Consider the following 25,662-nt stretch of genomic DNA (forward strand, 5'->3'; position numbering starts at 1 on the left):
TTGATAACGCTTACAAAATAGGGATGGGGGATCAATTATGAAGGTCAAATTAGGCTTTACACTGCTTGCACTCTGTATGCTTATCGTCACTGCCTGCAGTTCATCGACGAACTCAGAGGCAAAAAAAGAAGGCGGAACGGAAAAGCTCGAAATTTTCTCTTGGTGGACAGGAGCGGGTGAGGAAGACGGGCTAAAGGCACTCATCCAATTGTTTGAAGAGAAGAATAAAGACATTCCAATTGAAAATGCAGCCGTCGCAGGTGGTGCTGGTACGAATGCAAAGGCTGTTCTGACTAGCCGTATGCAGGGGAATGATCCGCCTGCTACGTTTCAAGTGCATGGCGGGGCGGAGCTGAATGAGAGCTGGGTCGCGGCAGGCAAAATGGAGCCGCTGGATGATTTATATGAAAAAGAAGGCTGGAAAGACAAATTTCCAAAATCACTGATTGATCTTGTCAGCAAAGATGGAAAAATCTATTCCGTGCCAGTGAACATTCACAGGGGCAATGTGCTTTGGTATAACAAGAAGGTATTTGATGATGCAGGCTTAGAGCCGCCAGCGACATTTGATGAATTTTTCAAAACAGCAGATGCATTAAAGAAAAAAGGGATCACGCCACTTGCGCTTGGAGATAAGGAGCCTTGGGCGGCGACTCATTTGTTTGAAAGTGTTTTGCTTGGTGTATTAGGGGCAGATGGTTATCAAAAACTTTGGGCTGGCGACATGAAAATGGATGACCCGAAAGTGAAGGAAGCGGCAGACATCTTTGGACGTATGCTCGAATACGTCAATGATGATCACAGCTCACGTAACTGGCAGGATGCCTCACAGCTCGTGGCAAAAGGGGAAGCAGCAATGAATGTCATGGGTGACTGGGCGAAGGGGTACTTTGTGAATGATCTTGATTTGAAGGTGAATCAAGACTTTGGATACACGGCGACTCCTGGAACGGAAGGAAGCTTTATGGTGATCACCGATACATTTGGACTGCCAAAGGGTGTGAAACAGCCAGAAAACGTGAAGAAATTCTTATCTGTTTTAGGATCTGTGGAAGGACAGGATGCGTTTAATCCGCTAAAAGGATCGATTCCAGCACGTGTGGATGCAGACGTATCAAAATATGATGAATACGGAAAATCGGCGATGAAAGCATTTAAAGAGTCTAAGCTGGCGCCGTCTCTTGCTCATGGCTCAGCTGCTGAAGAAGGGTTTGTGACGAAAGCGAATCAAGTCGTCAATATCTTCGTGACACAAAAAGACAGCAGCCAGTTTGTATCATCTTTAAAAGATGCAATGAAATAAAGACGAAAGAGGCGGCGGCTAGGCACCGCCTCTTTTTTAAAAGGAGTGTAGCTTCATGCGCATGGACACATCGCCGATGACAAAAACATCTATGCCCAAGGTCAAACGTATGCGGAAAAAATGGAATGGAGATCAGCTGCTGGCGCTGCTCTTTTTAGCCCCGTCAGCGGTTTTATTATTCATCTTTGTTTACGGCTTTATTGGCTGGACAGGATATGTGTCATTATCAAACTGGACCACGCTTGTTCCTGATTTCTCTTTCGCAGGTCTTCGCAATTATGCCATGCTGTTTCAAGATTTCCGCTTTCAGTCAGATCTTCGAAACACGGTCTTTTTTACTCTATTTTTTATTGGGGCTGTCATTGTCTCTGGTCTTGCACTTGCGATTTTACTAGATCAGAAGATCAAGGGGGAATCTCTTTTTCGGAATTTATTCTTCTTTCCGATGGCCCTTTCCTTCGTTGTCACAGGGGTTGTATGGCAATGGATTTTAAACCCGTCAACAGGGGTGAATTTATTTTTGAAAACGCTCGGTATCCAGCCTAAATGGTACACGGATACGAACATTTTGGCCGGATTTGTCTGGGGGAAAATTGAGTTTGGTGTACCTGCGGCCATGATTGCCGTCGTGATTGCAGCTGTTTGGCAAATGACAGGCTTCTCTCTGGCAATGTATTTGGCGGGTCTGCGAGGAATTCCAGAGGAAGTAAGAGAGGCTGCTAGAATGGATGGTGCATCGGAGTGGCAGATTTACTGGAAAATCATTTTTCCTCTTTTAAAACCGATTACTGCAAGTGTTGTTATCATCATGGCTCATATTTCATTAAAGATTTTCGATTTGATTTACTCGATGACAGGACCGGGTGCGAACTTTGTCACCGATGTCCCGGGCGTGTATATGTTTGAAATGACCTTTAGAGGAAACCATTATGCAGGCGGTGCCGCCATTGCGATTGTCATGCTGGTCTCTGTTGCGGTCTTTATCGTGCCATACCTCCTGTCGAGCCGGAAGGGGGCTTCATCATGACAGCCAGATGGTTTGTCCGTCCAGTTCTTTATGCTTTATTGATTTTGTGCAGTCTATTTTTTTTGATGCCAGTTTATGTCATGCTCGTCACAAGCTTGAAGCCATTAGGTGAAGTCACCCTTGAACGAATGTGGTCGCTGCCATCCACAATCGATTTTTCAAGCTATCAAATCGCGTTTGAAAAGCTGGCGCCTAATTTAATGAATTCTCTTTATCTAGTCATTCCTGCTACTTTACTGTCAGCTGTATTAGGTGCAATGAATGGCTATGTATTATCAAAATGGCGTTTTAAAGGATCAGAAGTCGTCTTTACGCTGATGCTGTTTGGGATGTTTATCCCATATCAAAGTATTCTAATTCCACTTATTCAATTTTTGCGTGAAGTCGGATTGTATAATTCAATTCCAGGGCTTGTGCTTGTCCATGTCGTATACGGACTTCCGATCACAACGCTCATGTTCCGAAATTTCTATGTGAGCATCCCAGATGAAATGATTGAATCGGCGAAAATGGATGGCGCAGGGTTTATCGGGATTTTCAGACATATGATTCTTCCGCTTTCGATCACGGGGTTTGTTGTGGTCGCCATTTGGCAGTTCACAAATGTGTGGAATGAATTTTTATTTGCAGTCACGATGACCACTGCGGAGCATCAGCCGGTGATGGTTGCCTTGCAAAATCTATCAGGCAGTCAAATTGTGCAGTGGAACGTCCAAATGGCAGGAGCGATATTGGCTGCGCTGCCGACACTACTCGTCTATATTCTTCTTGGAAAATACTTTGTCAAAGGGCTTCTTGCAGGCTCTGTCAAAGGGTAAAACAATTTTTGTGTTATCGTTTTCATTCGGTGTACTGAAAGGATTGACTTCTCTTTAGATAGCGTCATAATAAAAGTTGAGACTTACTAGTTTTCATCAAGCTAGGTAAGGATTATCAAAGGGTAGCAAAGGGAGGAGTCATCCTGAATGAAGCAGTCACCAATTTTTTTACTGCCTGAATTGAAGGAAAGAATATGGGGAGGTACAGCCTTAAGGGATCAATTTGGCTACGATATTCCTTCTGATCAAACGGGAGAATGCTGGGCAATTTCTGCTCATCCAAACGGACCAAGTGTCGTGCAAGACGGTCCATATAAAGGGAAAACGCTGATCGAACTTTGGGACAATCATAGAGAATTGTTCGGGGGGATAGAAGGCGATCGCTTCCCGCTGTTAACCAAAATTTTAGATGCAAACCAAGACTTGTCCGTTCAAGTACATCCAGATGATGATTATGCGGAAAGACATGAAAATGGCGAGCTTGGAAAAACAGAGTGCTGGTATATCATTGACTGCAAAGAAGGAGCGGAAATGATCTATGGGCACAATGCAAGAACAAGAACTGAGCTTGTCACCATGATGAATAGCGGAGATTGGGAAGGTCTTTTGCGGCGGGTGAAAATTAAGCCTGGTGATTTTTATTATGTGCCAAGCGGTACTATTCATGCGCTTTGCGAAGGAACGCTTGTCCTTGAAACGCAGCAAAGCTCAGATACAACCTATCGCGTATATGATTATGAACGAAAAGACCAGGATGGCAACGAACGTGAACTTCATTTTGCACAAGCAATTGATGTCACGACGGTTCCTCATGTAGACGGTTATGCAGATGAATCAGTTGAAACACGCCGAGGAGTGACCATTCGTACATTTGTTGAAGCAGAATACTTCTCTGTGTATAAATGGGAAATTGATCAAAAAGTAGAGATTTCGCAGGATTATCCGTTTTTGCTATGCAGTGTGATTGATGGAGAAGGGTCTTTAGAGCATGACGGAAACACATATCCACTGCCAAAGGGCGCTCATTTTATTCTGCCGGCTGAAACAGGAAGCTTCTCAATTGAAGGATCTTGTGAACTGATTGTGTCGCATATATAAGGCAAAGAGGACTTCAGGAGGGTCCTCTATTTTTCTATTGCATAAATGACTTGAAAGAGTACTTGTTTTTGTCGATAAAGAGATTAGTAGACTATTATGCAAAGTTAAGAGAGGGACAGGGAACGTGAAAAAAACCATCAAGATTATGTTACTCGCAGCTGCCTTTGGTATGACATTACACACGGGTAAAGAAGCGCAAGCAGCCTCCTATGTCGACCAATCCATTTATACGATGAACACCACAAAGGTATTTACAACAGAAGCAGAAGTGAAAAAAGCAGTGGAAACACTGAAGAAGGACAAAAAGTGGACAGCCACTTACCAAACCTCAGGAAATACGTCGAGCTATCAGCTCACTGCCTCAGGGTATGAGTCACAAGCAGCAGCGAGTGCAAGTGCAGCTGCATTAAAAAAAGAGGTGGGCATGAGCGGTACGGTGTCTCCAGTAGGTGACCGCCTTCCTTTACAAAAGGTCGTATCTGACCCAGTTAACGATGAAAATCAGGCGAAAAAGCTCTCACTTGAGCTAACAAAAACATCTGGGCTCAATAGCTCCTATGAAGTTATCAATCAAAGCAGGCCTTCTTATCAGGTCATATCAGGAACCATTGATTCTGAAACGAAAGTGAAAAATATTCAAACCGAGTTGCAAAAGCAGGCAGGCGTCACCAGTACATACCAAACCGAAAACAAAGCTGGCACTGTATATCAGCTGATTTCAAGCGGTATTGTTGGACAAAGTAAGGCAAATACCATTCTGCAAGGTTTTCAGAAGGCATCCGGTTTAAAACCAGTGCTTCAAACGGTAACACCGGGTAAGCCGTATTACATCGTCACATCCGCTGCACAAGCGAACCAGTCGAAAGCACAGACACTCCTTACTCAGCTGCAAAAAGAAGCAAAAATCAGCGGGAAGATTCAAAAGACAGGAGCCTTAAAAAATGTCTACAGCTTGGAATCAGGCTATTTCAAAGACAACAAACAAGCAGCTTCAGCTGCGGCTCAAATTAAGAAGCAAACCGGTGCTGCAGGTACTGTGCAGCGAGTGGGAAAAACAAAAAATTATATCGTAAAGCTCAATCAATTGAACGATACAGCTTACGCAAAAACGATAGCTTTTTTCAAGAAAAAGAAATGGCGCTACACATCTAAAAAGATTTCTTCTACACAGCCATATCAAGTCGTGACGGGGAACCTTTTAGGAGATGAACAAGCGAAAAAAGCAGCGGCTTTCTTCCAAAAGAAAAAAGTATCTGCGACAACGAAAAAAACAGGCAAGGTATCAGACAGCACATATCGACTCGTCGTCAATCAAGCAGTGGACCAAGCGAAAGTGAATAAAGGTGCCGCATACTTAAAAACGCAGAAGGTGACAAGCAGCATCAAGACAAGTAAGGGACAGGCTGTCAGCAAAACATATAGTCTTAAGACAACACCTGTATATGAACAAACTAAAGTGAAGCAGGCTCAAGAGATCATCAAGAAAAATGGTATTGCCAGCAGTACAAAAACGCTGACTGAAGCGGTCAAGCAATACCGTATCACGACAGAGCCGACAGTGAATCAGACAAAACTGAATCAAGCACTCAGCTATTTGACGAAACAAAAAATGAAGGCTGTTGCCCAAAAAACAGGTGCAGTCGATTATGCTCAATATCAGATCAAAACAGGTGCTATCTCAACAGCTGCACTGCGTGACCAAGGCATGGCATTTTTCAAAAAACGGAATGAAAATGCTGCGTATACAACAACAACGAAACCAACTTACAAAATTAACATTACGCAGCAATTTACAGGATTACCAACTGTAAATGAAGCCATTGCATTTGTGAAAAGCCAATATGGCTGGACTGCCACAGCCGTAAAAATTAAAAATGGCCCAATGGTCATGCAAACGAACTACAACCTCACTGTCAATGAGATGGTAAACAAACAAATGAAGGTGTCACCACAGACAGATGGTGCGGCCTATGTCTATGCAGCATATGTAGACCAAGCAACATCGACAGTGAATACAGATGGCTTAAATGTCCGTTCAACACCTGATTCGAGCTCTGCAAGCAACATTGTCGCACAGCTGAATAAAGGAGCAAAAGTGAAACAGCTTGGAAAAGAAGGAAACTGGATCAGGATCAACCTCGGCTGGAGAAATGCAAGTGCAGCAGAGGTGCAAAAATATGTAGATCCAGCCAATATTGCAGAAGGCACGCAATCTTATTTTCAATTTCTGAAACTCTCTGAAGCTGCGAATCTCAATCCGGCAGAGGTCAATACAAAGATTTTAGCAGGCAAAGGGATTCTTGCTGGAAAAGGACAAGCCTTTATTACAGCAGCAAAAACGTATCATATCAACGAAATTTATCTTATTTCTCATGCGTTGCTTGAAACGGGTAACGGAAGTTCCATTTTAGCGAATGGTACAATGTTTAATGGAAAGAAAGTATATAACATGTATGGCATTGGTGCATATGACAGCAATCCGAATTATCTCGGTGCAAAGTATGCGTATGAACAGCAATGGTTCACACCAGAGGCTGCGATTATTGGCGGGGCAAAATTCATTGGCAACAGCTACATCAATAATGCGACATACAAACAAGATACGATTTATAAAATGCGCTGGTCTGCTACAGCAACTCATCAATATGCAACAGATATTGGCTGGGCTTCTAAGCAAGTCACTCGTATGTATAGTTTGTATAACCTGCTTGATGACTATACGCTGTATTACGATATCCCAGTGTATAACAAATAAAAAAACGTCCGTGCTTCCTATTGAGAAGCCGGACGTTTTTTTTGTAAGAGCAGCTGCTGTTCAATGAATGAAAGGAGCTGCTGACTTGATTGTCCCTTTGAATATTGGTTCCATTCCTCAGCAAAGGTTTTGATTCGTTCTTTATTGGTTGATCCGTTTAGGTGTAAAAGCTCCTGCAAGAGCATGTCTTGAGTGACGCAAGCCTTTCCAGGAATGATGTCTTCATACCGATCAACTAAGCCGCGTTTCTCCCGATAAGTGTCTAAGTCATAAGTGAAGAACAAGACAGGCTTTTCGAGCAGTGCATATTCAAACACAATCGACGAATAATCTGTCACTAGGACATCACAAGCACAAAGCAATGGATAGAGCGGCTGATCGGACACATCAAATATCCATTCACCGTCTGTTTCTGCTTTCGCTAAATGTTTGACTGCAGGATGAAGCTTGACGAGCAGAATATAATCGCCATTCAGCTCAGTTTGCAATTGCTCTTTTGAAAAAGGCAGGACAAGACTGTCCATTGCAAAGTCTCGATAGGTCGGTGTATAGAGCAGGATCTTTTTCCCTTTTGGGATATCATTCAGCTTTAAGGAAGGCTGATGCTGTTCATAGTACAGATCCGTCAGTGGTACACCAGTTGGTAAAAAGCGTTCATCATTGGCCCCAAACGAGGTCTTGAAAATCTCACGCATGTGATCTGAGCCTGTCACGATATAGTCGAAAGACGCATAGACACGTTTGAAGCGCTCGATGTCACGGGGACTTCGTTCAGAATTTGAAGCATCTTCAAGCCCGAACTTTTTCAAAGCGCCATTGGCATGCCATACTTGAATACAGGTGGTAGAAGGCCGTTTTCTAAGCACACTCGTCATGAGAAAGTAATTATCCGTCACGACAACCTTGCTTTTAAACATCGTATACATACATTGAATGAGATGGAGAGGATTTTTTTCATGAAAATAGCGAAATGACAGATGAGGCCCGTCCTTTTCTATCGCAGAAGCATGCTTCGTATAGAGGACAGTAAGCTTCATTGTCATGTTCGCCTGTTGTTGATAAGTATGAATGAGAGCAGCCGCATTCTCTTGGAACGAAACAAGCAGCGTCACCTGGTTTTCACGCGGTTTCACGCCGCTCATCAGCCATCCAATGAAAGAAATAAAAGCTGCGTAACATGAAATCATCATTGAGCGTATATTCATCATTTGTCAGTCTCTCACAGCTGCTTCGTCTGATCCTTTACCTGCTCAGGATAGTAACGTTTTTTTCCTTTGCTTTCCTTCAATACGGCAAAAGCATACTTAGGAATATTCAGCATTCGTTTCCATCTCCATGGATTCACAATCAATCTATACAGCCATTCTGTATTTGTCTTAATCATCCAGCGTGGTGCACGCTTCACCGTTCCGCTAAATACATCAAAGCTTCCGCCTAAACCGATGCAAACAGCCTGCGGGAATAAATGGCGGTATTCGTAAATAAAGTTCTCTTGGTTTGGATAACCTAATGCAACGAACACCATATCAGGTTTCGAGCGCGCGATTTGCTTCGCTACGAAACGTTTATCTGCTTGATAGCCGTCACAGCTTCCGGCAAGGACCACATTTGGATATTCCGTATCAATTCGCTGTTTCACAGCCTCAAGCACTTCTTTTTTCGCACCATATAAAAAGATTCTTTTAGACTGCTTGTTTGCTAGATCAAGCATAGACATGAAGACATCAAAGCCGGCAATTCTTGACTTAAGTGGACTTTGGGTCATGCGAGACATCAACACGACGCCAACACCATCCGGCAGTACATAATCCGCAGATGAGACGACTTGATGGTACGCATGATCCTTCATGACGGCATAGCCTATCTCTGGATTGACAGTCGCAATCATGGCGCCTCTTTTCTGAGAAATATGATGCTGGTTCATATAGCTGATAAATTCATCTAAGTCGCCGTTTACATAAGAAAGGTTTGAGACCACTTCTGTTTGCATTGTTTAGACCTCCTTTTTAACTTGTTATCTATGAACGTTCATTGTAAATTCATTCTTCGCCTACTCATCATTTTATCACAGATGCTCCATGAAATATTAACAATAACTTTACAAACCTTTAAATTTCATGACATTTTCATCAATTCAAATGGACGATCCTCTGTGAAACATTGATTCCTCGGACTTTTCCTCCTACGCCCAATAAATTGGAAATAGTTTGTCTTTACATCCGCTTAACGTTTGGTGGGCGCTGTGATATAATGAGGTTCCGAAGAGCGAATCGAATATCACAGAATTACGGATAAATTACTGCACGAATGCAGTCGAATAAGGATTGAAGAAAGGAGTTTATGTTTGCAATGAAGAAAGTTATTACTTACGGTACATTTGATTTATTACACTGGGGGCACATTAAGCTGCTAGAGCGTGCAAAGCAGCTCGGAGATTACTTAGTGGTGGCCATCTCTACAGACGAGTTTAATTTACAAAAATCAAAAAAAGCTTATCACAGCTACGAGCATAGAAAGCTGATTCTTGAAACCATTCGTTATGTAGACGAAGTCATTCCAGAAAACAGCTGGGATCAAAAAGTCCGTGACGTGCAAGAGCACGATATCGATGTGTTTGTCATGGGAGATGACTGGGAAGGTAAATTCGATTTCTTAAAAGAACATTGCGAAGTCGTATACTTGAAGAGAACAGAAGGCATCTCGACAACACAAATTAAGGAAGAAATTGCGGGACTTTAATAGATCGAAAAAAAGTACTTCTTATCTTTTGGTGAGAAGTACTTTTTCATGTAAAATACAATGAGCAAGTCATCATTATTTTTAAGGAGAGCTTCCTTTGTTTCAAAATTGGATGAAGAAAAAAGTTGAAGATACATTGGATCAATCTGAACAACATGAAACACTGGCATCAGTGGACATGCCTGATATGGATTACTACTTTATTATGGGTGATGTGCCAAAACAGGATGAGAGCTTAACGAAATCTTTAAAGACAAGAATTAAGCCCTTGGCTGATCAGCATAAGCGTACTGCAATTTTAACTTTAAATTACGATGCAAATGTGAAAGAACGTATTCACAGCTTGGAGGAGACAATTCCTAACCAAGTGGACATCTTGAATGTATTTGAACACTATATCTTACCGCTAAGCGGAAGTAAAAGACGTTATTTAGAATTTATTGCCGGTGAATCACCACATCAGATCAATGAAGCTATTTTTCCCGAAGATGAATCCACGATTCAAGTGACGAGATATGAATTGCCTGCTTCCCCCATTTGTTATATTGATCAATATAATGAAAAGCAGCAACTAGTGAAGAGGGAAGAATACAATTGGCAGGGCGTTTTGTGCAGAGTACAAAGCTTTGTTCCACATACAGGTGCTCTATACTTAGAAGAATTAATCAGTGACGACGGAAGCATTTATATGGAGATCATTTATTCTGGTGATGCAAAAAAGAATCCAGTTCGGCATATCAATTGGTATAAAAAAACAGGAATTCAAACATTTACAAAGAAGACGGATATTAAACAATTATGGCTATCCAGCATTCAATCACAAAATGACCGTTTGAAACTGATGATCACAGAGGACCGTGATCAAGACCGCCACCTGTTTAAAATCGATCAGCCTGAAACCACCTATTACGCTGCATTTGTGCATCACGCACATTATGAAGAAGATCTGCATCAAGTTAATTCTCAATATGGAGAATTATTTAAACAAATAAGAAAACAGCAAGTGGATGCTGTCTTTTTTGGGGATACTGAGCATAAAGAAGATGTCGAGAAAGTCTTGGGAGAACAAGCTTATTTTTATCTTGTTCCTTCTGACGAAGAGACTGTTTGGAATACGGCCATTCATCATATGCTCGAAAATCGTAAGCATAAAGATGAACTGAGAGGGATCGTTGACAGCATGAAATGGGTCCTGCGTGATCTAAGCTCTGAGCATCATGTTCTTCACCTTCAACTCGATGTAAAAGATGAAATGAGTCATGCGGATCATGTGCAAATTGATTTTGCAGGATATGATCGAGTGAATGGAGCTGAAATCATCTCTCAAACAATCGATGAAAACCATCTAGTCAGCTTCCCAATTGGCCATTTTCAAACAAAGAAAAACATTGAAATCAACCAAACGAAATTTGTGGATTTTTACATTCGTTTTAAAACAGAAGAACTTCAAGAGGTTTTGCAGCGTCTAGAAATAGAAGGCGAGCTGCTTACGAATAAACCATCGTCCATCGATGGATGGTCATATCAAACGAAACAAGGAAACTATTCTTGGAAAGTGAAATAGCCATATAACGGTAAGATTTCTGAACAGAGGAGATTAACGATTAATGATTGAAGAGGGAATTCATAAGAAGAAGAGTGTTGTTGAAGGGTTAAAAAATCACCATGAGAAACTAGAAATGCTGATTCGCATCGATGATGACATGCCATTAACAGATAGGGAATTTTATTTGTTTATGAGGGAAAGAGTATCAAAACAAGAGCTTTTCCTTCCGCTTGTTCATCAAGAAGAGAATCTATTCAAATTGGTATTGAGTGAATCATCGCTGCCGCTTGCGTTAGAGCAAGGCCAGACATATAACTTGTATGTCACGGACTATTTAAGCACAAACCAAGAAGAGGATGAGGACGAGCTTGAGGACTCAGCTTATGATTCTGATTCCGAAGAAGAGGAAGAAGAAGTAAAAGAAGCAGATATCAATACAGATAATGAATCTGAAGAGAAAACGTCAAACTATAAACGCCGTTTGAAAATGGAAGTAGAAAAGCCTGAGCTGACTTTTTTAGAAAATAAAGACGCCATGCTGTATATCATTCCATACCGCACAGACAAAGGGAATGCTTCTTTGAAAATCAAGCGTGAGCTAAAGGTTGTGAAATTCAATCAAATCGAGCTCAACAAAGGATATATGTTATCTTTATCCGGGTATGCAGGTGTTCTAAGTGCAGAACATCCATATGAGATCAAAGAAGCAAAACTTCTATTGAAGAAAAATGGTGAAGAACCAATTGAACATCGTTTTCCGGTCAATATCACCCATATAAAAGATGAAGTGATCGAATACCGTGATGATCAACAGGTACCACAGCTTTATCAATTTTTAGCTGAAGTTCCTTTATCTGAATTAACCTATTCCTTGAACAAGCGCCTTGTATATCGCTTCTATCTTGAATTTATCTGCGACGTGAACGGAGTAGAGGAAACATTAACAACCACTTCTTTAGTGCTTGGAGACCGCTCGAACAAACTCAAAGGACTTGTTCAAATTCATAAGCGAAACGATGTACCGATTCGATATGAAGTGTACCGAAAGAAAAAAAGACAAACGCTTGGCATCCGTATTAATGACTACACCATGAAAACACGTGCCAAGTATTACGTCAAAAGCAAGTGGAAGAAATTCAAAAAGAAGATCGGTAAAATCAAAAAAGTCCGTAACCGCCTTGTGACAAGAACGTTTAAAACGACCTTTAAACTGGCGAGTAAGCTGTCTGTGAAAAAGAAAACCGTTGTTTTTGAAAGCTTTAACGGAAAACAATTCAGCTGTAATCCGCGTGGTATTTACGAATATATGAAAGAAAATCACCCTGAATATACGCTGATCTGGAGCGTTAAAAAGGGTCATGAAGCACCGTTTAAGGAAAAAGGCATCTATTATATCAATCGTCTGTCATTGAAATGGATTTTTGCGATGGCAAGAGCCGAGTATTGGGTCGTAAACAGCCGTCTTCCGCTGTGGGTTCCAAAGCCAGATCACACAACATACTTGCAGACTTGGCATGGTACGCCGTTAAAACGACTGGCAATGGACATGGACGAGGTGCATATGCCTGGAACAAACACGAAGAAATACAAAAAGAATTTCACGAAAGAAGCATCGAATTGGGATTATCTCATCTCTCCTAATGCCTACTCGACTGAAATCTTTACACGTGCGTTCCAATTTCAAAAGACCATGATTGAGTCAGGATATCCGAGAAATGACTTCCTTCACAATCAAAACAATGAAGAAACGATGAGAGCACTGAAACAAAAAATGAACCTGCCGCTCGATAAAAAATTGATCTTATATGCACCGACATGGAGAGACGATCAATTTTATAAAAAAGGGCAGTACAAATTTGATTTAGACCTTGATCTGCATGAGCTGAGAGCTGCTATCGGAGATGAATATATTATCATTCTGCGTATGCACTATCTAGTTGCTGAAAACTTTGATTTAGGGCCGTATGAAGGCTTTGCCTATGACTTCTCTCATTACGAAGACATTAGAGACCTTTATATGATTTCAGATCTGCTCATCACAGATTACTCATCTGTTTTCTTTGACTATGCAAACCTCAAACGTCCGATGCTGTTCTATGTGCCTGACATTGAAACATATCGAGATAAGCTAAGAGGCTTCTATTTCGACTTTGAACAAGAAGCACCTGGACCGCTTGTAAAAGAGACAGCACGTGTGATTGACTGGGTCAGAGAAACAGAACAGCCGACCTTTACACTACCAGATTCATTTGCGCCGTTTTATGAGAAATTCTGCTACTTAGAGACTGGAGAATCTTCGAAGCGGGTCGTTGAAGTAGTGTTTGATAAAAAACATAATGCTTAAAAATCTTGCATTATTGTATGAACAAGATTTTGATCAAGAGACAAACACCTTTAAGTTGATTTCACTTAAAGGTGTTTTTTTATCTCGATTAGTAAACAAAAAAGCCAGTCGATTGTCTCGAACTGGCATCTTCAAAAAATAAATATTTAATTAGAAAAGTTTCTTTTGTGTATGTTTCTTTTTAGATGTCTTTTCATTGACTTAAGAGCTTTGAGCGTTTTTCGAGATTTACTTTTTAACACTTTTACTTTTTTAACACTGATTGTGAAAATATAGTTTCGGACTAGTGTTTGAATGGTCGCTATTTTTATATTTTGAAGAGTTTCTTTAGAAATTCTTGCTAAGGAAGCAATGAGTGAAAAATCATCATCTTTTAAAGAAGATATTTCATTGAAAATTCTTTCGCAGTTTTTGTTATCAGTATACGTTAGAATTAAATCTCTTCTTTCTTCGACAAATAATTTCTCCCGGAAACCATTATGAATCGTATGAATCATCTCATTCACTAAGCTTGTTTGATCTTCTACAATTTCACCTAGGAAAGTTTCTTCCTTACTTCTTAAAATACCCTTATTGAAAAATTCTTCAAAATCAAAATGATAATATATAACTGGTTTTTTCATAAAACTTACATCAAATGAAACACTAGAATAATCGGTAATAAGGAGAGAGGCTCTCATTAATAATTCTTGAACGTTTACTTCACCCAATTCCAAAATAGACACTACATCACTCTTATATTTGTTGAAATAAGAGATATATGGCTGCATTCGATAATGTGGATAAAATAAGAGTTTCACTCTATGTTTTTTTAATTCTTGAAGCAATTTTTCATCCTTTAGAATCGAAATATATTTCTCGTAATAATCCGATTTTAAGAAAGTTTCTTCTGTATTTAGCCATTCTCTCCATGTTGGCATGATTAAAATCTCTCTATCACCATTATGATCGGTTGTTTTAGAATTAGCTAAATGATCAAATCTTGATAAGCCAGTCACCTTAACCTCTGATTCTTTGTAACCAAAATGATCCATCATCATTTTCTTTTCATAAACCGAGCTGACACAAACTATATGAAAAGGATATTGATAGAAAAATCGATGATATTCAGCTGATTTTCTTCCCATTACACCGTGTTGAAGAAAGATTCTTTTTGCTTTCTTCGTATGTTGATATTGTGGTATTTTAAATGGAAGGAAATATTCTAGATCATGAGAACCGATAAAGTGTGTAGCTTGTAGTGTTTTTTCAATATGTTCAGGTGAGCCAATGATCAGTACGTTTCCAAGATGTTCGATATTTCGAATATCTTTACTTCCTTCTTCAATAGCATAATAAACTTCCTTATCAGGATGCTTTTCTCTGCAATATTTGAAAAAGTGATATCCTGTATCTTGAGCAGTATCTGGTCTTTCTCCTATAATCCAAACTTCTTCTCTGCTTTCACTAATTTGATCCTCAGAAATAGAAGATTTAAAGGGAAGTACTTCTAGTTTCAAATTTCCCTTTGGTGTCGTTGATGAAAAGTTAAAAATCTTATTATTATCGTTGCCTTTATATTTGATAATAGAAAGATACTTGTCTTTCTTATAAGTATACTTAACAAATCCTAGACGTCTATTAAATGAAAATTTTTCTGTATCGAATCTTATAAAGAAATCCCAAACGCCTTTTTCTTCAGGAAGTGTTGATGTATCAAATAACACTTTGAACCCACAGTACGTATAGTCTTTCTTGTCCCGTTTATAATGATAAGCAAAAGTTAAGTCTCTTTTATTTTGTACGGGAATGGTTATTTCTTTTAAAGATGCGCGTTCTTTTAGGACTAATGAGCGCTTAACAGAATCTGAATGAGGCATTTCTAAGCCTCTTAAGATAGCAGCGCCTTCAACTTTTAAGTAGTGACCGCGTATTTTTTTGACTTGATAGAGATTTCTTACGGTTCTAGCTTTTCTAACTGTAAAACTCAAGTTTTGACTGGCGGTTCGATGTAGTCCTACTTCAAAAGGCACTTTCTCAAATATATTAAGAACGTTATTTTCATCAAAAGTCAAAGAGTGATTTGTGACTTTGGCGAAAATAGTCTTCTGGCTTTTTTTATTTGTTAATAAAAAGAGCCAGTCAGATTGTTTCTGACTACCTTCTTGTAAGGCTTCAATGATGCGTTTAAAAGGTATCTTTAAAATAAAATCTTCATCATTTATACGTTTCATTCTAGTTAACACAGTACTCTCTGTGTCTTTGTTATTCATCATGTGAATTTCAGAAACATGATGATCTATTAATGCTAATTGTTCACTTGCTATAGATATTTTTGCAGTCATCGTTTGATTTTGAATATAGCTCTCTTTAAAAGAAACAAGTAGACTCTCTTGTTTGACATCTAATATCAATCCACTATTCCTCTTTTTAAATTGACATTGAAAGAGATGATCAGCAGTCTTAAATGAATTTGTAGAAACCAATTTTTTTCTGTCTTTTATAAACGATCCTAGTAACTTACCCTCTACTTCTTCATAAAAATGAATTTGCCAGATACCCTCATATAAATTATGAAGGCCAAGTGAACTTAAATCTACGTGTGCAGACCAAATTCCATCTTCTGAAATTGAATCAACAGGAAATAATATTTTATCCTTTGAAGGTACTCTATGAAATGAAATAAAGAATTTCCTTTGATCTAATGGAGCATCAATGTCTAAAATGTTTGAAACACCATTTATTGTGAGAGTATAATTTTCAAGCATGAAATCAATCAAATTGGTTTTGTATAAGTTTGTTCTTTTTTTAGCATTTAAAATTTCGAATGTTATTTTTGTTTGTAAGTTTTCATTGCTTGTTCTTTTAATTAGTACAGCCAATTCTCTATGCAGAATCTTTCTTTGCCATTTGTGATGAACGGCATATTGTAGCGGAGTGAGTATTCCAACTTGATCTGCTACGAAGATACTGAAAGAGGAACCTTTTAGAGGGAGAATGTCTTTAGCACGTATTTCTGCTACGTAAAAACCATCTTTATTCTGCTGTAGAGGAAAATCAAATGTTTGATTATCACGAATGAAATTTATTGTTTTTAGGTCTTTTTTATCATATGAATGTATGAACAAAGATAAGATAGAGTTACTAGTTAAAATACTTTCTAAAGAAACCATAGTCTCTCTCCTTAAAATCTAGTTAAAAATCTATTTATAATGAGTAAAAATAATACTGAATAACTATAATATGGATATTCAATTAATATAGTCTGATTATATAGTCAAGATAGTTTAACATACATTATTCTGAAATGTAAATATCATCCCAAATTTGCTTATAACCTATGATCAAGCAAATAATTCCTATACTTATGAAGGATAGCATCTTTGTTTTGTCTTTAAAGTGAAAAAATAAACAACATCTGTTACAATTATGAGCGGTGCTTTTAATTTTGGTACTCAAAACTTTTGTTAAGGAAGATAACAATGAACGCAATGTTGACGATACTAAAGGAGCAAATCAGCTCATTTCCGCTGATTATGCGACTTGCTGTTTATGAAACAAAATCAAAATATCAGATGAATTATTTAGGTGTTTTATGGCAGTTTTTAAATCCATTGATTCAAATGCTGGCTTACTGGTTTGTTTTTGGTATGGGTATTCGAGGAGGACAGCCAATTGTCATTGGCGGCGTGGAGGTTCCATTTATCATCTGGATGCTTGCCGGTTTAATCCCTTGGTTCTTCATTAGTCCGACCATTCTTGATGGATCAAACAGTGTGTTTAAACGCATTAATATGGTATCGAAAATGAATTTTCCGATTAGTGCGCTGCCGTCTGTGGTGATAATGTCCAACTTGTTCAGCTACTTTGTCATGATGGGCGTCTATTTAATCGTGCTGATTTCCTATGGCATCTACCCTGACGCGCATTGGCTGCAATATATATACTATTTTATTTGTATGATCGCGTTTATGTTTTCGTTTAGTTTGTTTAATTCCACGATTAGCGTACTCGTGAGAGACTATCAATTTCTTTTACAATCCGTGACACGATTGCTTTTCTTTTTGCTGCCGATTTTTTGGAATATCTCAGAAAAGCTCACTGGAGACAAAGCGTGGATTGGGGACATATTAAGATTGAATCCTCTTTTCTACATCATTGATGGATTTAGAAATAGTTTGTTAAAGGGAGAATGGTTCTTCCATGATGTCAAATACACACTTTATTTTTGGCTGATCACGCTTCTTCTTTTAACAGCCGGTTCATTGCTTCATATGAAATTTAGGGATAAATTTGTCGATTTTCTTTAAAAAGTAAGGAGATTATACGATGAAACTAAAGGTTTCGTTTCGAAACGTATCCAAGCAATACGTCCTATATAAAAAGCAGTCAGATAAGATTAAAGGGCTGTTTTTTCCTAATAAAAATGAAAAAGGTTTTTTTGCTGTCCGTGATGTGTCCTTTGATGTATATGAAGGCGAGACGATTGGTTTTGTGGGGATTAACGGATCTGGGAAATCGACAATGTCGAACCTTCTAGCGAAAATCATTCCACCGACAAGTGGTGAAATTGATATGGATGGCCAGCCTTCGTTAATTGCCATTGCTGCAGGGCTGAACAACCAATTAAGCGGAAAAGACAACATTCGTTTAAAGTGCTTAATGATGGGACTGACGAATAAAGAGATAGACGAGCTTTATGAAAAAATCGTAGAGTTTGCGGATATTGGTGACTTTATTGACCAGCCTGTAAAGAGCTATTCAAGCGGAATGAAATCCCGTCTTGGTTTTGCCATTTCAGCACATATCGATCCAGATATCCTTATTATTGATGAAGCACTGTCTGTTGGAGACCAAACCTTCTATCAAAAATGTGTGGACCGCATTACAGAATTCAAAGAACAAGGAAAGACGATCTTTTTTGTCAGTCATTCTATTAGCCAAATCCAAAAAATTTGTGATCGGGTGGCTTGGATGCATTATGGTGAACTTCGTATGTTTGATGATACGAAAAAGGTCGTGAAAGAGTATAAGGAGTTTGTTGATTGGTTTAACAAGCTTTCCAAGAAAGAGAAACAAAAATATCAAATGGAACATAAGGAAGGCAGAAAAGGCGTACAAAAGACAGAAAAGGTGTCTCGTTATCAAGAGAACGGAAAACGGCGCTCATTGTTCGGACCCGCATTTCAAGTGACAGTTTTAGCGGCCTTAACGATTTTGCTTGCCTTATCAATGTTTTCAGATCGCCCGCTTCGTACACTTGCGACATTTGGTGCAATTTCATCAGATAAGGCAGAAGCGCCTCAGTCAAAGAACCCGCAGACGAAGGGGGCGCCCGATATGAAAAAGGTGGATCAACAGATGATTGTCACGGCTGACCCACTTAAGGTTTACAAAGACCAAGCCATGAAAAAAAAGGCTGATGTCACTTTGCCATTTGGACAAGCAGTACAGGCTGTGGCTGAAAATAAAAAAACCGTTCAAATTAAAACAGCATCAGAAAAGTATTTTGTTAAACCTGATGCGCTTCAAAATGCAGAGGATTTAAAGTCATTATCCATTGGACCAGGACAGTTTAATTCATATGTATCGCCTGCATCAGCAGGTTCATATGAGTATCTACTTTCTTTCCTTGGAAAAGAAGAATCTGTGCTAAAACAAAGAATGCAGACGCTGAGCTCGATCAAAAGTGATCAAGGAGATACGATTGAACGATTGACCACAGAGAAAACTGACTATGTCATTCAAAATGGTCAGGCAAACACCATTGTGTTTCGAGAGGTGATGTCCATCTCTCCTTCCACACTTGGGCTGACAGAACAGAATGTCTGGATGAATGAGAAACAAACGAAATTCGCAGTGAAGGGCGAAAACAATCTGTTTGTCATTGATAATGAACAGCATACACTGACTATTTCAGTCATGAATTAAAAAAGCTGCCGATGCCGGCAACTTTCAGCGTGTAGGCAAACCCTCGCATTCGGTGTCAGGTCTGCGCTCCGGTGCTCACGAATGTCAAATTCACTCTGCTCCTGTGCTCGTCCTTCCTAGACTGCAAAGGTTTTCTATCACGCTGAAAAGAAGACAAAGGGCTAAAATAAAGATCATTTTAGCCCTTTGTCAATAATTTGAAAGCTGCCGATACCGGCAGCTTTTTTAGTTCACTTCTTCTTTTTCGAGAAGCTGTTTCATAAATGGAATGAGTTTCTTTTTTAATTCTTCATCCTGAAGAGCAAACTCAAGCGTTGTTTCAATGAAGCCTTGCTTTTCGCCGACATCGTATCGTTTCCCTTCGAAATCATAGGCAAATACGCGCTGGATGTCATTCAGCTTTTGAATGGCATCTGTCAGCTGAATTTCTCCGCCTGCACCAATTTCTTGCTGATCGAGGTACATAAAGATCTCTGGTGTGAAAATATAGCGCCCTAAGATGGCTAGGTTCGATGGTGCTGTTCCTTGCGGCGGCTTTTCAACAAAGTTTTTGACTTGATAGCGGCGCCCTTCTTGTGTTAGAGGGTCGATGATCCCGTAGCGATGCGTATCGCTGTCTGCTACTTGCTGAACCCCGATGACAGATGAAAGGGTTTTTTCGTATTCATCCATCAGCTGGCGAAGCCCAGGTGTTTCGGCTTGAACAATGTCATCACCTAATAAAACAGCAAAAGGCTCATCACCGATAAAGTTACGTGCGCACCAAACGGCGTGACCGAGTCCTTTTGGCTCTTTTTGACGTATGTAATGGATGTCAGCAATGTTAGAGGATTTTCTCACTTTCTCTAAAAGCTCACTCTTTCCCTTTTCCTCAAGATTGCGCTCTAACTCTGGTGCAAAATCAAAATGATCCTCAATGGCTCTTTTCCCTTTTCCAGTGACGATAATAATGTCTTCGATTCCTGATTCAACAGCTTCTTCAATAATATATTGAATGGTTGGTTTATCAACGATTGGGAGCATTTCTTTAGGCATTGCTTTTGTTGCAGGGAGGAAACGTGTTCCGAGACCTGCAGCTGGTATAATGGCTTTACGTACTTTTTTCAATGAACTTTGCACCTTCCTTACATATAGAAAAAATGATTTGGCTTCATTTTTCATCTTTCATAAAGTGTAACTTACAAATGATAGAAATGACAAATGATTTACGATAAATGCATGATCTGATTCAATATCTATTGTAAAGAGTTTGTGTAAATTTTTATGTTGAAAAGAGTAAAGGCGATGTAAAAATGAAATAGAATGATTAGGATTCGTTTCTATTCTTTTGTATAATACACTTATAAATGAGAAGGAAAGAGGCATCGACTATTGAAAACATTACATGTAATGACTGTATTCGGGACGAGGCCTGAAGCGATTAAAATGGCACCCCTTGTCCTTGAGCTAAAAAAACATCCGCAAATCAAATCCTCAGTCACTGTGACTGCACAGCATCGGCAAATGCTTGATCAAGTGTTGAAAGCCTTTAACATTCAACCAGATCATGATTTAAATATTATGAAAGAACGCCAGACATTATCTGAAATCACATCAAATGCACTTTTGAAACTAGATCAATTATTCCAAGAGGAAAAGCCTGATATTGTCCTTGTTCATGGAGACACCACTACAACCTTTGCAGGAAGCTTGGCCGCATTCTACCACCAAATTTCTGTCGGTCACGTTGAAGCGGGTTTAAGAACACACAATAAATACTCGCCGTTCCCTGAGGAATTGAACCGACAAATGACAGGCACGATTGCCGATATTCATTTTGCTCCAACAAATGAGGCGAAACAGAATCTTTTAATTGAAAATAAAAAAGAAGAGACGATTTGTGTGACGGGGAATACAGCGATTGATGCATTGCAAACAACGGTTACAGAGCAGTATCAACACCCTATTTTAGAGAAAATGGGAACAGATAAAATGATTTTGTTAACGGCTCATCGCAGAGAAAATCTCGGCCAGCCGATGAAAAACATGTTTAGAGCGATTAGACGTATTGTAGAAGAGTTTGAAGATGTTCAGGTTGTATATCCTGTACATTTAAACCCTGCTGTTCGTGATGCGGCTCAGACAGAATTCAGTGATCTTGATCGTGTGCACTTAATTGAGCCGCTTGAAGTTGTTGATTTCCATAACTTCGCTGCTGCCTCACACTTTATATTAACGGATTCTGGCGGTGTACAAGAGGAGGCGCCTTCTCTAGGGAAGCCAGTACTAGTGCTGCGCGATACAACAGAACGCCCTGAAGGTGTGAAAGCTGGTACGCTTAAGCTCGCGGGTACAGATGAAGAGACCATCTACAATATGGCAAAACAGCTGCTAGTCGATCAGAAAGAGTACGACAACATGTCGAAGGCGTCTAATCCATATGGTGATGGACAAGCGTCAAAACGAATTGTCGAAGAGCTTCTCCATCGTTTTGGATTAAGCGAAGAAAAACCAGTTCCATTTCAATCATAAAAAAAGAAGACTACATTTCTGTAGTCTTCTTTTTTACTGCTCTAGACTTTCCTTCAATTCCTTCTTCACATTCGCAAGACTGCTGTCATCAAGCTGGTAGTAATAAATGTTATTGATACGTGCGCCTGATCCTTTCAGCTCGTGCTGTTTTACATGCTGTCTTGCATCGCGATAATCATTCATCATCGTCCACATATCGTCAAATGACATGTTTGTCTTCATATTATTTTCCACGACTTTGAACATATCGCCGAATTTCGTTATAGATGAAATGTTGGCACCTTTTGCAATGATGCCCTCAATGACTTGGCGCTGTCTTTGCTGACGTCCGAAGTCACCCTTTGGATCCTGCTTTCTCATTCTCGTATAGGCAAGGGCTTGATCCCCATTCAGGTTAATCTCTCCTGTACCAAATGAATGGCCATCATAGCTAAATGCAAACGTGCTGTTCACCGTAATGCCGCCAAGTGTATCGACAATATCCTTAAAGCTTTCCATATTGACTTTAACGAAGTAATCAACAGGTACATCAAGCAGTTCCTCTACAGTATCTGCTGCCATTTGTGTACCGCCGAATGCGTAGGAATGGTTAATTTTATCCATTGTGCCTTTTCCGACAATTTTCGTATACGTATCACGCGGGATGCTCACCATTTCGGTCGTTTTCGTTTTCGGATTTACTGTCATGTATATTAATGTGTCTGCACGGCCTCGGTCATTTTTTCGTTCATCGACACCCATGACTAAAATAGAAATCGGGTCTTTCTTATTTAAATCGACATCTTTGTCACGCTTATCTGACTTCTTTAAATTCTCCTGAATGCCTGCGACGGTCGATGCTGCTGTGTTCCAAAGATGATATGCGTATCCGCCAGTTGCTAATACGAATAAGCCAATAATCGATAAAACAATCCAAAGAACCTTTTTCTTCTTTCTTTTTCTTTCAGCTCTCATAATGTCCCTCACCTTTTCTATGATTCTTCCATGATTATAGGTTTACGAATCTTGATAAACAAGTTATTTTTTTACTCTGAACCTAGATATAGACGTTGTAACAAAAAAAAGGTTTCAAAAAACCTTAAATTTACCTTAAAATAATAAGTTATAAGACGATACAAAGACATGAGGTGAAAAAAATGAAGAAAATCGTCGTTTTACCGTTCTTAATACTGCTACTAGGTATCGTGCTCGCAGCATGTGGAACGGCTGAGCAGTCCACAGGAGAAAACAAGACAAGCAGTTCAACTCCTCAGGTGCTGGAAGAGAAAGCTGAATTTATTGGAATGGCTGATGCACATACAGTCGAAGTGAAAAAAGTGAATACGACCTTAAGCTATGAATTTACGGATAATTTTAAAGATGTGTTAAATGAATTTAAACCAGGAGACACAGTAGAAATCTCTTACTTTATTAATGACAGTGGTCAAAAGGAAATCCAGAAGATTGAAAAACAGAAGTAAAAAAGATGGGCGGGATGAACAAAATTGAAGAAAACAGGCGTTACACTAATTGTTCTCATGATACTGACTCTACTAGTCGCACCCTTTCAGTCTGCCATGGCAAGCTCGGCAATTTCAGTGAAATTGTCTAATTATATCGGAAATAAAACAAGCATGGATATCTCAACAACTGGGGAATACAAGCTATCAGGATCAAATGTTGCTGTGACGAAAAGATATGACGGCAAAAATCGCTATGAAGTAGCCAATAGCATTGCATCTGCTGGCTGGAAAAATCCTTCAACTGTTGTCATTGTCAGTCGTGATGCATTTGATCATGCGATTTCTGTATCACCGTTAGCATACAAACTGGGCGCGCCTATTTTGTATACGAATATTGAAAAACTGACGAAAACAACTGAAAACCAGCTGAAGAAAATGAAGCCGGATAACATTCTGATTGTCGGAAATACGAAAAGCATTTCAACAGCTGCTGAGAAGTCTATTAAAAAGTATGGCAAAGTCAGACGTATTAGTGGAAAAGACAAGTTTGAAATCTCCCAAAAAATCGCTAAAGAAATGGGTAACTATAAGCAAGCTGTCGTTGTCGGCGGGAACTCATTTATGAATGGGATTGCCATTGCATCCTATGCATCGAGAAAGGGATACCCTATCCTGTTAACAAAAAAAGATTCCATTCCGTCTTATAGAATGCCAAGTAAAGTGATCATCATCGGCAGTACGAAAAGTACTGGACAAAAAGTTGAAAATCAAATCAAAAAAACCTCACAGGTGACAAGAATCAGCGGTGCCAATCGCTATGAATTATCTGTGAATATTATAAAGAAATTAAATATTAATGCAGATAAAGTTTATTTGGCGAAAGCTTCGAGCTATATTTATGCTATGCCGCTGTCGCAATTGGCTGCAAAATCTAACAGTACCGTTGTGTATGTGAAACCCGAATCTGTTACAGCGTCTTTAAAAGCACTGTTGAAGGAAAAAGGTACATATGCTTATCATCTTGCGGGCAGCACAAGTGCGATTAAAGATAGCTTGAAAAATTCCTTAGCCAAACAAGTTTATCTGAAAAAAAATCAAAACTACCAATTGAATATTTCTAACGGAAAAATTTCATTAAAAGGCATAAAAACGTATAACACAGTAAGAGTTGTTCCTGAGAAATATTCAACAAAAAATGTCCTTCAAATTGCAGGAAAGCCGTATTTAGGCAGCGTAAACTTTGCAATTGAATCAGGGTATATCAGGCCGACTCTCGAAAATATTCCATTTGAAGACTATCTAAAAGGCGTAGTGCCAAATGAAATGCCTGCAAGCTGGAATGTTGAAGCGTTAAAAGCACAGGCAGTTGCCGCTAGAACGTATTCTGTGAAAAGTATTGGAAAAGTCGTCCCTGATACAACAGCCTTCCAAGTCTATGGAGGATATAACTGGTACACAAATTCGACAAAAGCTGTCGATGCCACAAAAGGAAAGGTTCTGAAATACAACAATCAACTCATTTCAGCAACCTATTACTCTAGCAATGGCGGTTATACAGAGGCAAGTGAAGAAGTATGGGGAAATGCACTGCCATACTTAGTGGCCAAAAAGGATCCAAAAGATCCAGTCAATCCATGGACACTGAAACTCTCTAAAAAACAACTGAGCACGACATTGACTGCTAGCACAGCAGCATCTCAATGGTCTAAGGCAAAAGAGACAAATGCAGCTGACCTTGCTGGCCTGAAATCATGGCTGCTTAAAAACAAAGAAACTGCTGCATCTGATATGAAAATCGCATCCATCTCAAGCCTGACGTTCTCAGGGAAAACAAAAGGCCAGCGTGCGAAGACGGTATCGATCAAACTGACATACCATCTGAAAAACAAAACAGGCACATATTCGGTGAACAAAAGCACAACGGCAAGTATGAAGATGACCGAGTTTCGATCAGTCATGGGCGCAACAAAAGTGAAAAGCACGTTTGCGTCAGTCAAAAACAACACAAATGACTTCACGATTTCAGGAAAAGGATATGGCCACGGCATTGGTATGAGCCAATACGGAGCCAAAGCGAGAGCTGAATCTGGAAACTCATATTCTTCCATACTCTCGTTCTACTATCCAGGTACAAAACTAACAAACTATTAAAGGGTAAAAGGAGGACAT

At 39.5% G+C, this 25,662-nt stretch carries 18 protein-coding genes; 13 read left to right on the forward strand and 5 right to left on the reverse strand.

What is annotated here, in order from left to right; genetic code table 11:
* Positions 1–37 precede the first annotated feature (37 nt).
* The 5 genes from OIT90_RS02570 (at position 38) to OIT90_RS02590 (ending at position 7,001) form a co-directional block, all read left to right on the forward strand.
* Positions 38–1,303 (forward strand): ABC transporter substrate-binding protein, encoded by a 1,266-nt coding sequence (locus OIT90_RS02570; protein WP_212042514.1) that lies wholly within the window; start codon positions 38–40, stop codon positions 1,301–1,303.
* Between the two features lie 55 nt (positions 1,304–1,358).
* Positions 1,359–2,330 carry a carbohydrate ABC transporter permease gene (locus OIT90_RS02575; protein WP_200885522.1) on the forward strand — a complete coding sequence of 324 codons (972 nt, stop codon included), beginning with the start codon at positions 1,359–1,361 and terminating at the stop codon, positions 2,328–2,330.
* Entirely contained in the window at positions 2,327–3,148 is an 822-nt protein-coding gene (locus OIT90_RS02580) for a carbohydrate ABC transporter permease (protein ID WP_024426281.1), read from the forward strand. Before OIT90_RS02575 ends, OIT90_RS02580 begins: the two co-directional genes overlap by 4 nt.
* A gap of 147 nt (positions 3,149–3,295) precedes the next feature.
* Positions 3,296–4,246 (forward strand): mannose-6-phosphate isomerase, class I, encoded by a 951-nt coding sequence (manA, locus tag OIT90_RS02585; RefSeq protein WP_144494032.1) that lies wholly within the window; start codon positions 3,296–3,298, stop codon positions 4,244–4,246.
* Positions 4,247–4,370: 124 nt separating this feature from the next.
* Entirely contained in the window at positions 4,371–7,001 is a 2,631-nt protein-coding gene (locus OIT90_RS02590) for an N-acetylglucosaminidase (protein WP_144494034.1), read from the forward strand.
* A gap of 17 nt (positions 7,002–7,018) precedes the next feature.
* Here the strand turns inward: OIT90_RS02590 and OIT90_RS02595 are convergent, their stop codons facing one another.
* Both OIT90_RS02595 and OIT90_RS02600 read right to left on the reverse strand, forming a co-directional pair.
* Complete coding sequence (locus tag OIT90_RS02595) at positions 7,019–8,209, reverse strand: CDP-glycerol glycerophosphotransferase family protein (protein WP_126682379.1); 1,191 nt, start codon at positions 8,207–8,209, stop codon at positions 7,019–7,021.
* Between the two features lie 11 nt (positions 8,210–8,220).
* Positions 8,221–8,991, reverse strand: a complete 771-nt coding sequence (locus tag OIT90_RS02600) for a WecB/TagA/CpsF family glycosyltransferase (RefSeq protein WP_039181899.1) — start codon at positions 8,989–8,991, stop codon at positions 8,221–8,223.
* Between the two features lie 359 nt (positions 8,992–9,350).
* Here OIT90_RS02600 and tagD point away from each other — a divergent pair, with 359 nt between their 5' ends.
* The 3 genes from tagD (at position 9,351) to OIT90_RS02615 (ending at position 13,630) form a co-directional block, all read left to right on the forward strand.
* Positions 9,351–9,740 carry a glycerol-3-phosphate cytidylyltransferase gene (tagD, locus tag OIT90_RS02605; protein ID WP_008343212.1) on the forward strand — a complete coding sequence of 130 codons (390 nt, stop codon included), beginning with the start codon at positions 9,351–9,353 and terminating at the stop codon, positions 9,738–9,740.
* 97 nt (positions 9,741–9,837) lie between these two features.
* Positions 9,838–11,304, forward strand: coding sequence for an alpha-glucosyltransferase N-terminal domain-containing protein (locus tag OIT90_RS02610; protein WP_474892224.1), 1,467 nt, complete (start codon positions 9,838–9,840; stop codon positions 11,302–11,304).
* Between the two features lie 43 nt (positions 11,305–11,347).
* Entirely contained in the window at positions 11,348–13,630 is a 2,283-nt protein-coding gene (locus OIT90_RS02615) for a CDP-glycerol glycerophosphotransferase family protein (RefSeq protein WP_474892225.1), read from the forward strand.
* Positions 13,631–13,776: 146 nt separating this feature from the next.
* Here OIT90_RS02615 and OIT90_RS02620 read toward each other — a convergent pair whose 3' ends face one another.
* On the reverse strand, positions 13,777–16,782 hold the full coding sequence (locus OIT90_RS02620; protein ID WP_474892226.1) for a CDP-glycerol glycerophosphotransferase family protein: 3,006 nt from the start codon (positions 16,780–16,782) through the stop codon (positions 13,777–13,779).
* A gap of 309 nt (positions 16,783–17,091) precedes the next feature.
* Here OIT90_RS02620 and OIT90_RS02625 point away from each other — a divergent pair, with 309 nt between their 5' ends.
* On the forward strand, positions 17,092–17,919 hold the full coding sequence (locus OIT90_RS02625; RefSeq protein WP_059376465.1) for an ABC transporter permease: 828 nt from the start codon (positions 17,092–17,094) through the stop codon (positions 17,917–17,919).
* Between the two features lie 19 nt (positions 17,920–17,938).
* Positions 17,939–19,540 carry a teichoic acids export ABC transporter ATP-binding subunit TagH gene (gene tagH, locus OIT90_RS02630; RefSeq protein WP_461198699.1) on the forward strand — a complete coding sequence of 534 codons (1,602 nt, stop codon included), beginning with the start codon at positions 17,939–17,941 and terminating at the stop codon, positions 19,538–19,540.
* Between the two features lie 225 nt (positions 19,541–19,765).
* On the opposite strand, the gene galU is transcribed toward tagH, so the two are convergent.
* Positions 19,766–20,647 (reverse strand): UTP--glucose-1-phosphate uridylyltransferase GalU, encoded by an 882-nt coding sequence (galU, locus tag OIT90_RS02635; RefSeq protein WP_008343198.1) that lies wholly within the window; start codon positions 20,645–20,647, stop codon positions 19,766–19,768.
* Positions 20,648–20,911: 264 nt separating this feature from the next.
* On the opposite strand from galU, the gene wecB reads away from it, so the two are divergent.
* Positions 20,912–22,051 (forward strand): non-hydrolyzing UDP-N-acetylglucosamine 2-epimerase, encoded by a 1,140-nt coding sequence (wecB, locus tag OIT90_RS02640; RefSeq protein ID WP_474892227.1) that lies wholly within the window; start codon positions 20,912–20,914, stop codon positions 22,049–22,051.
* A 33-nt stretch (positions 22,052–22,084) separates the two neighbouring features.
* Here the strand turns inward: wecB and tagU are convergent, their stop codons facing one another.
* Positions 22,085–23,005, reverse strand: coding sequence for a polyisoprenyl-teichoic acid--peptidoglycan teichoic acid transferase TagU (gene tagU / locus OIT90_RS02645; RefSeq protein WP_039181856.1), 921 nt, complete (start codon positions 23,003–23,005; stop codon positions 22,085–22,087).
* Positions 23,006–23,187: 182 nt separating this feature from the next.
* On the opposite strand from tagU, the gene OIT90_RS02650 reads away from it, so the two are divergent.
* Both OIT90_RS02650 and OIT90_RS02655 read left to right on the forward strand, forming a co-directional pair.
* Positions 23,188–23,511, forward strand: coding sequence for a hypothetical protein (locus OIT90_RS02650; RefSeq protein WP_058837525.1), 324 nt, complete (start codon positions 23,188–23,190; stop codon positions 23,509–23,511).
* 24 nt (positions 23,512–23,535) lie between these two features.
* Entirely contained in the window at positions 23,536–25,644 is a 2,109-nt protein-coding gene (locus OIT90_RS02655) for a SpoIID/LytB domain-containing protein (RefSeq protein WP_474892228.1), read from the forward strand.
* Positions 25,645–25,662 lie beyond the last annotated feature (18 nt).

This window comes from Bacillus sp. ABR (assembly GCF_056172715.1).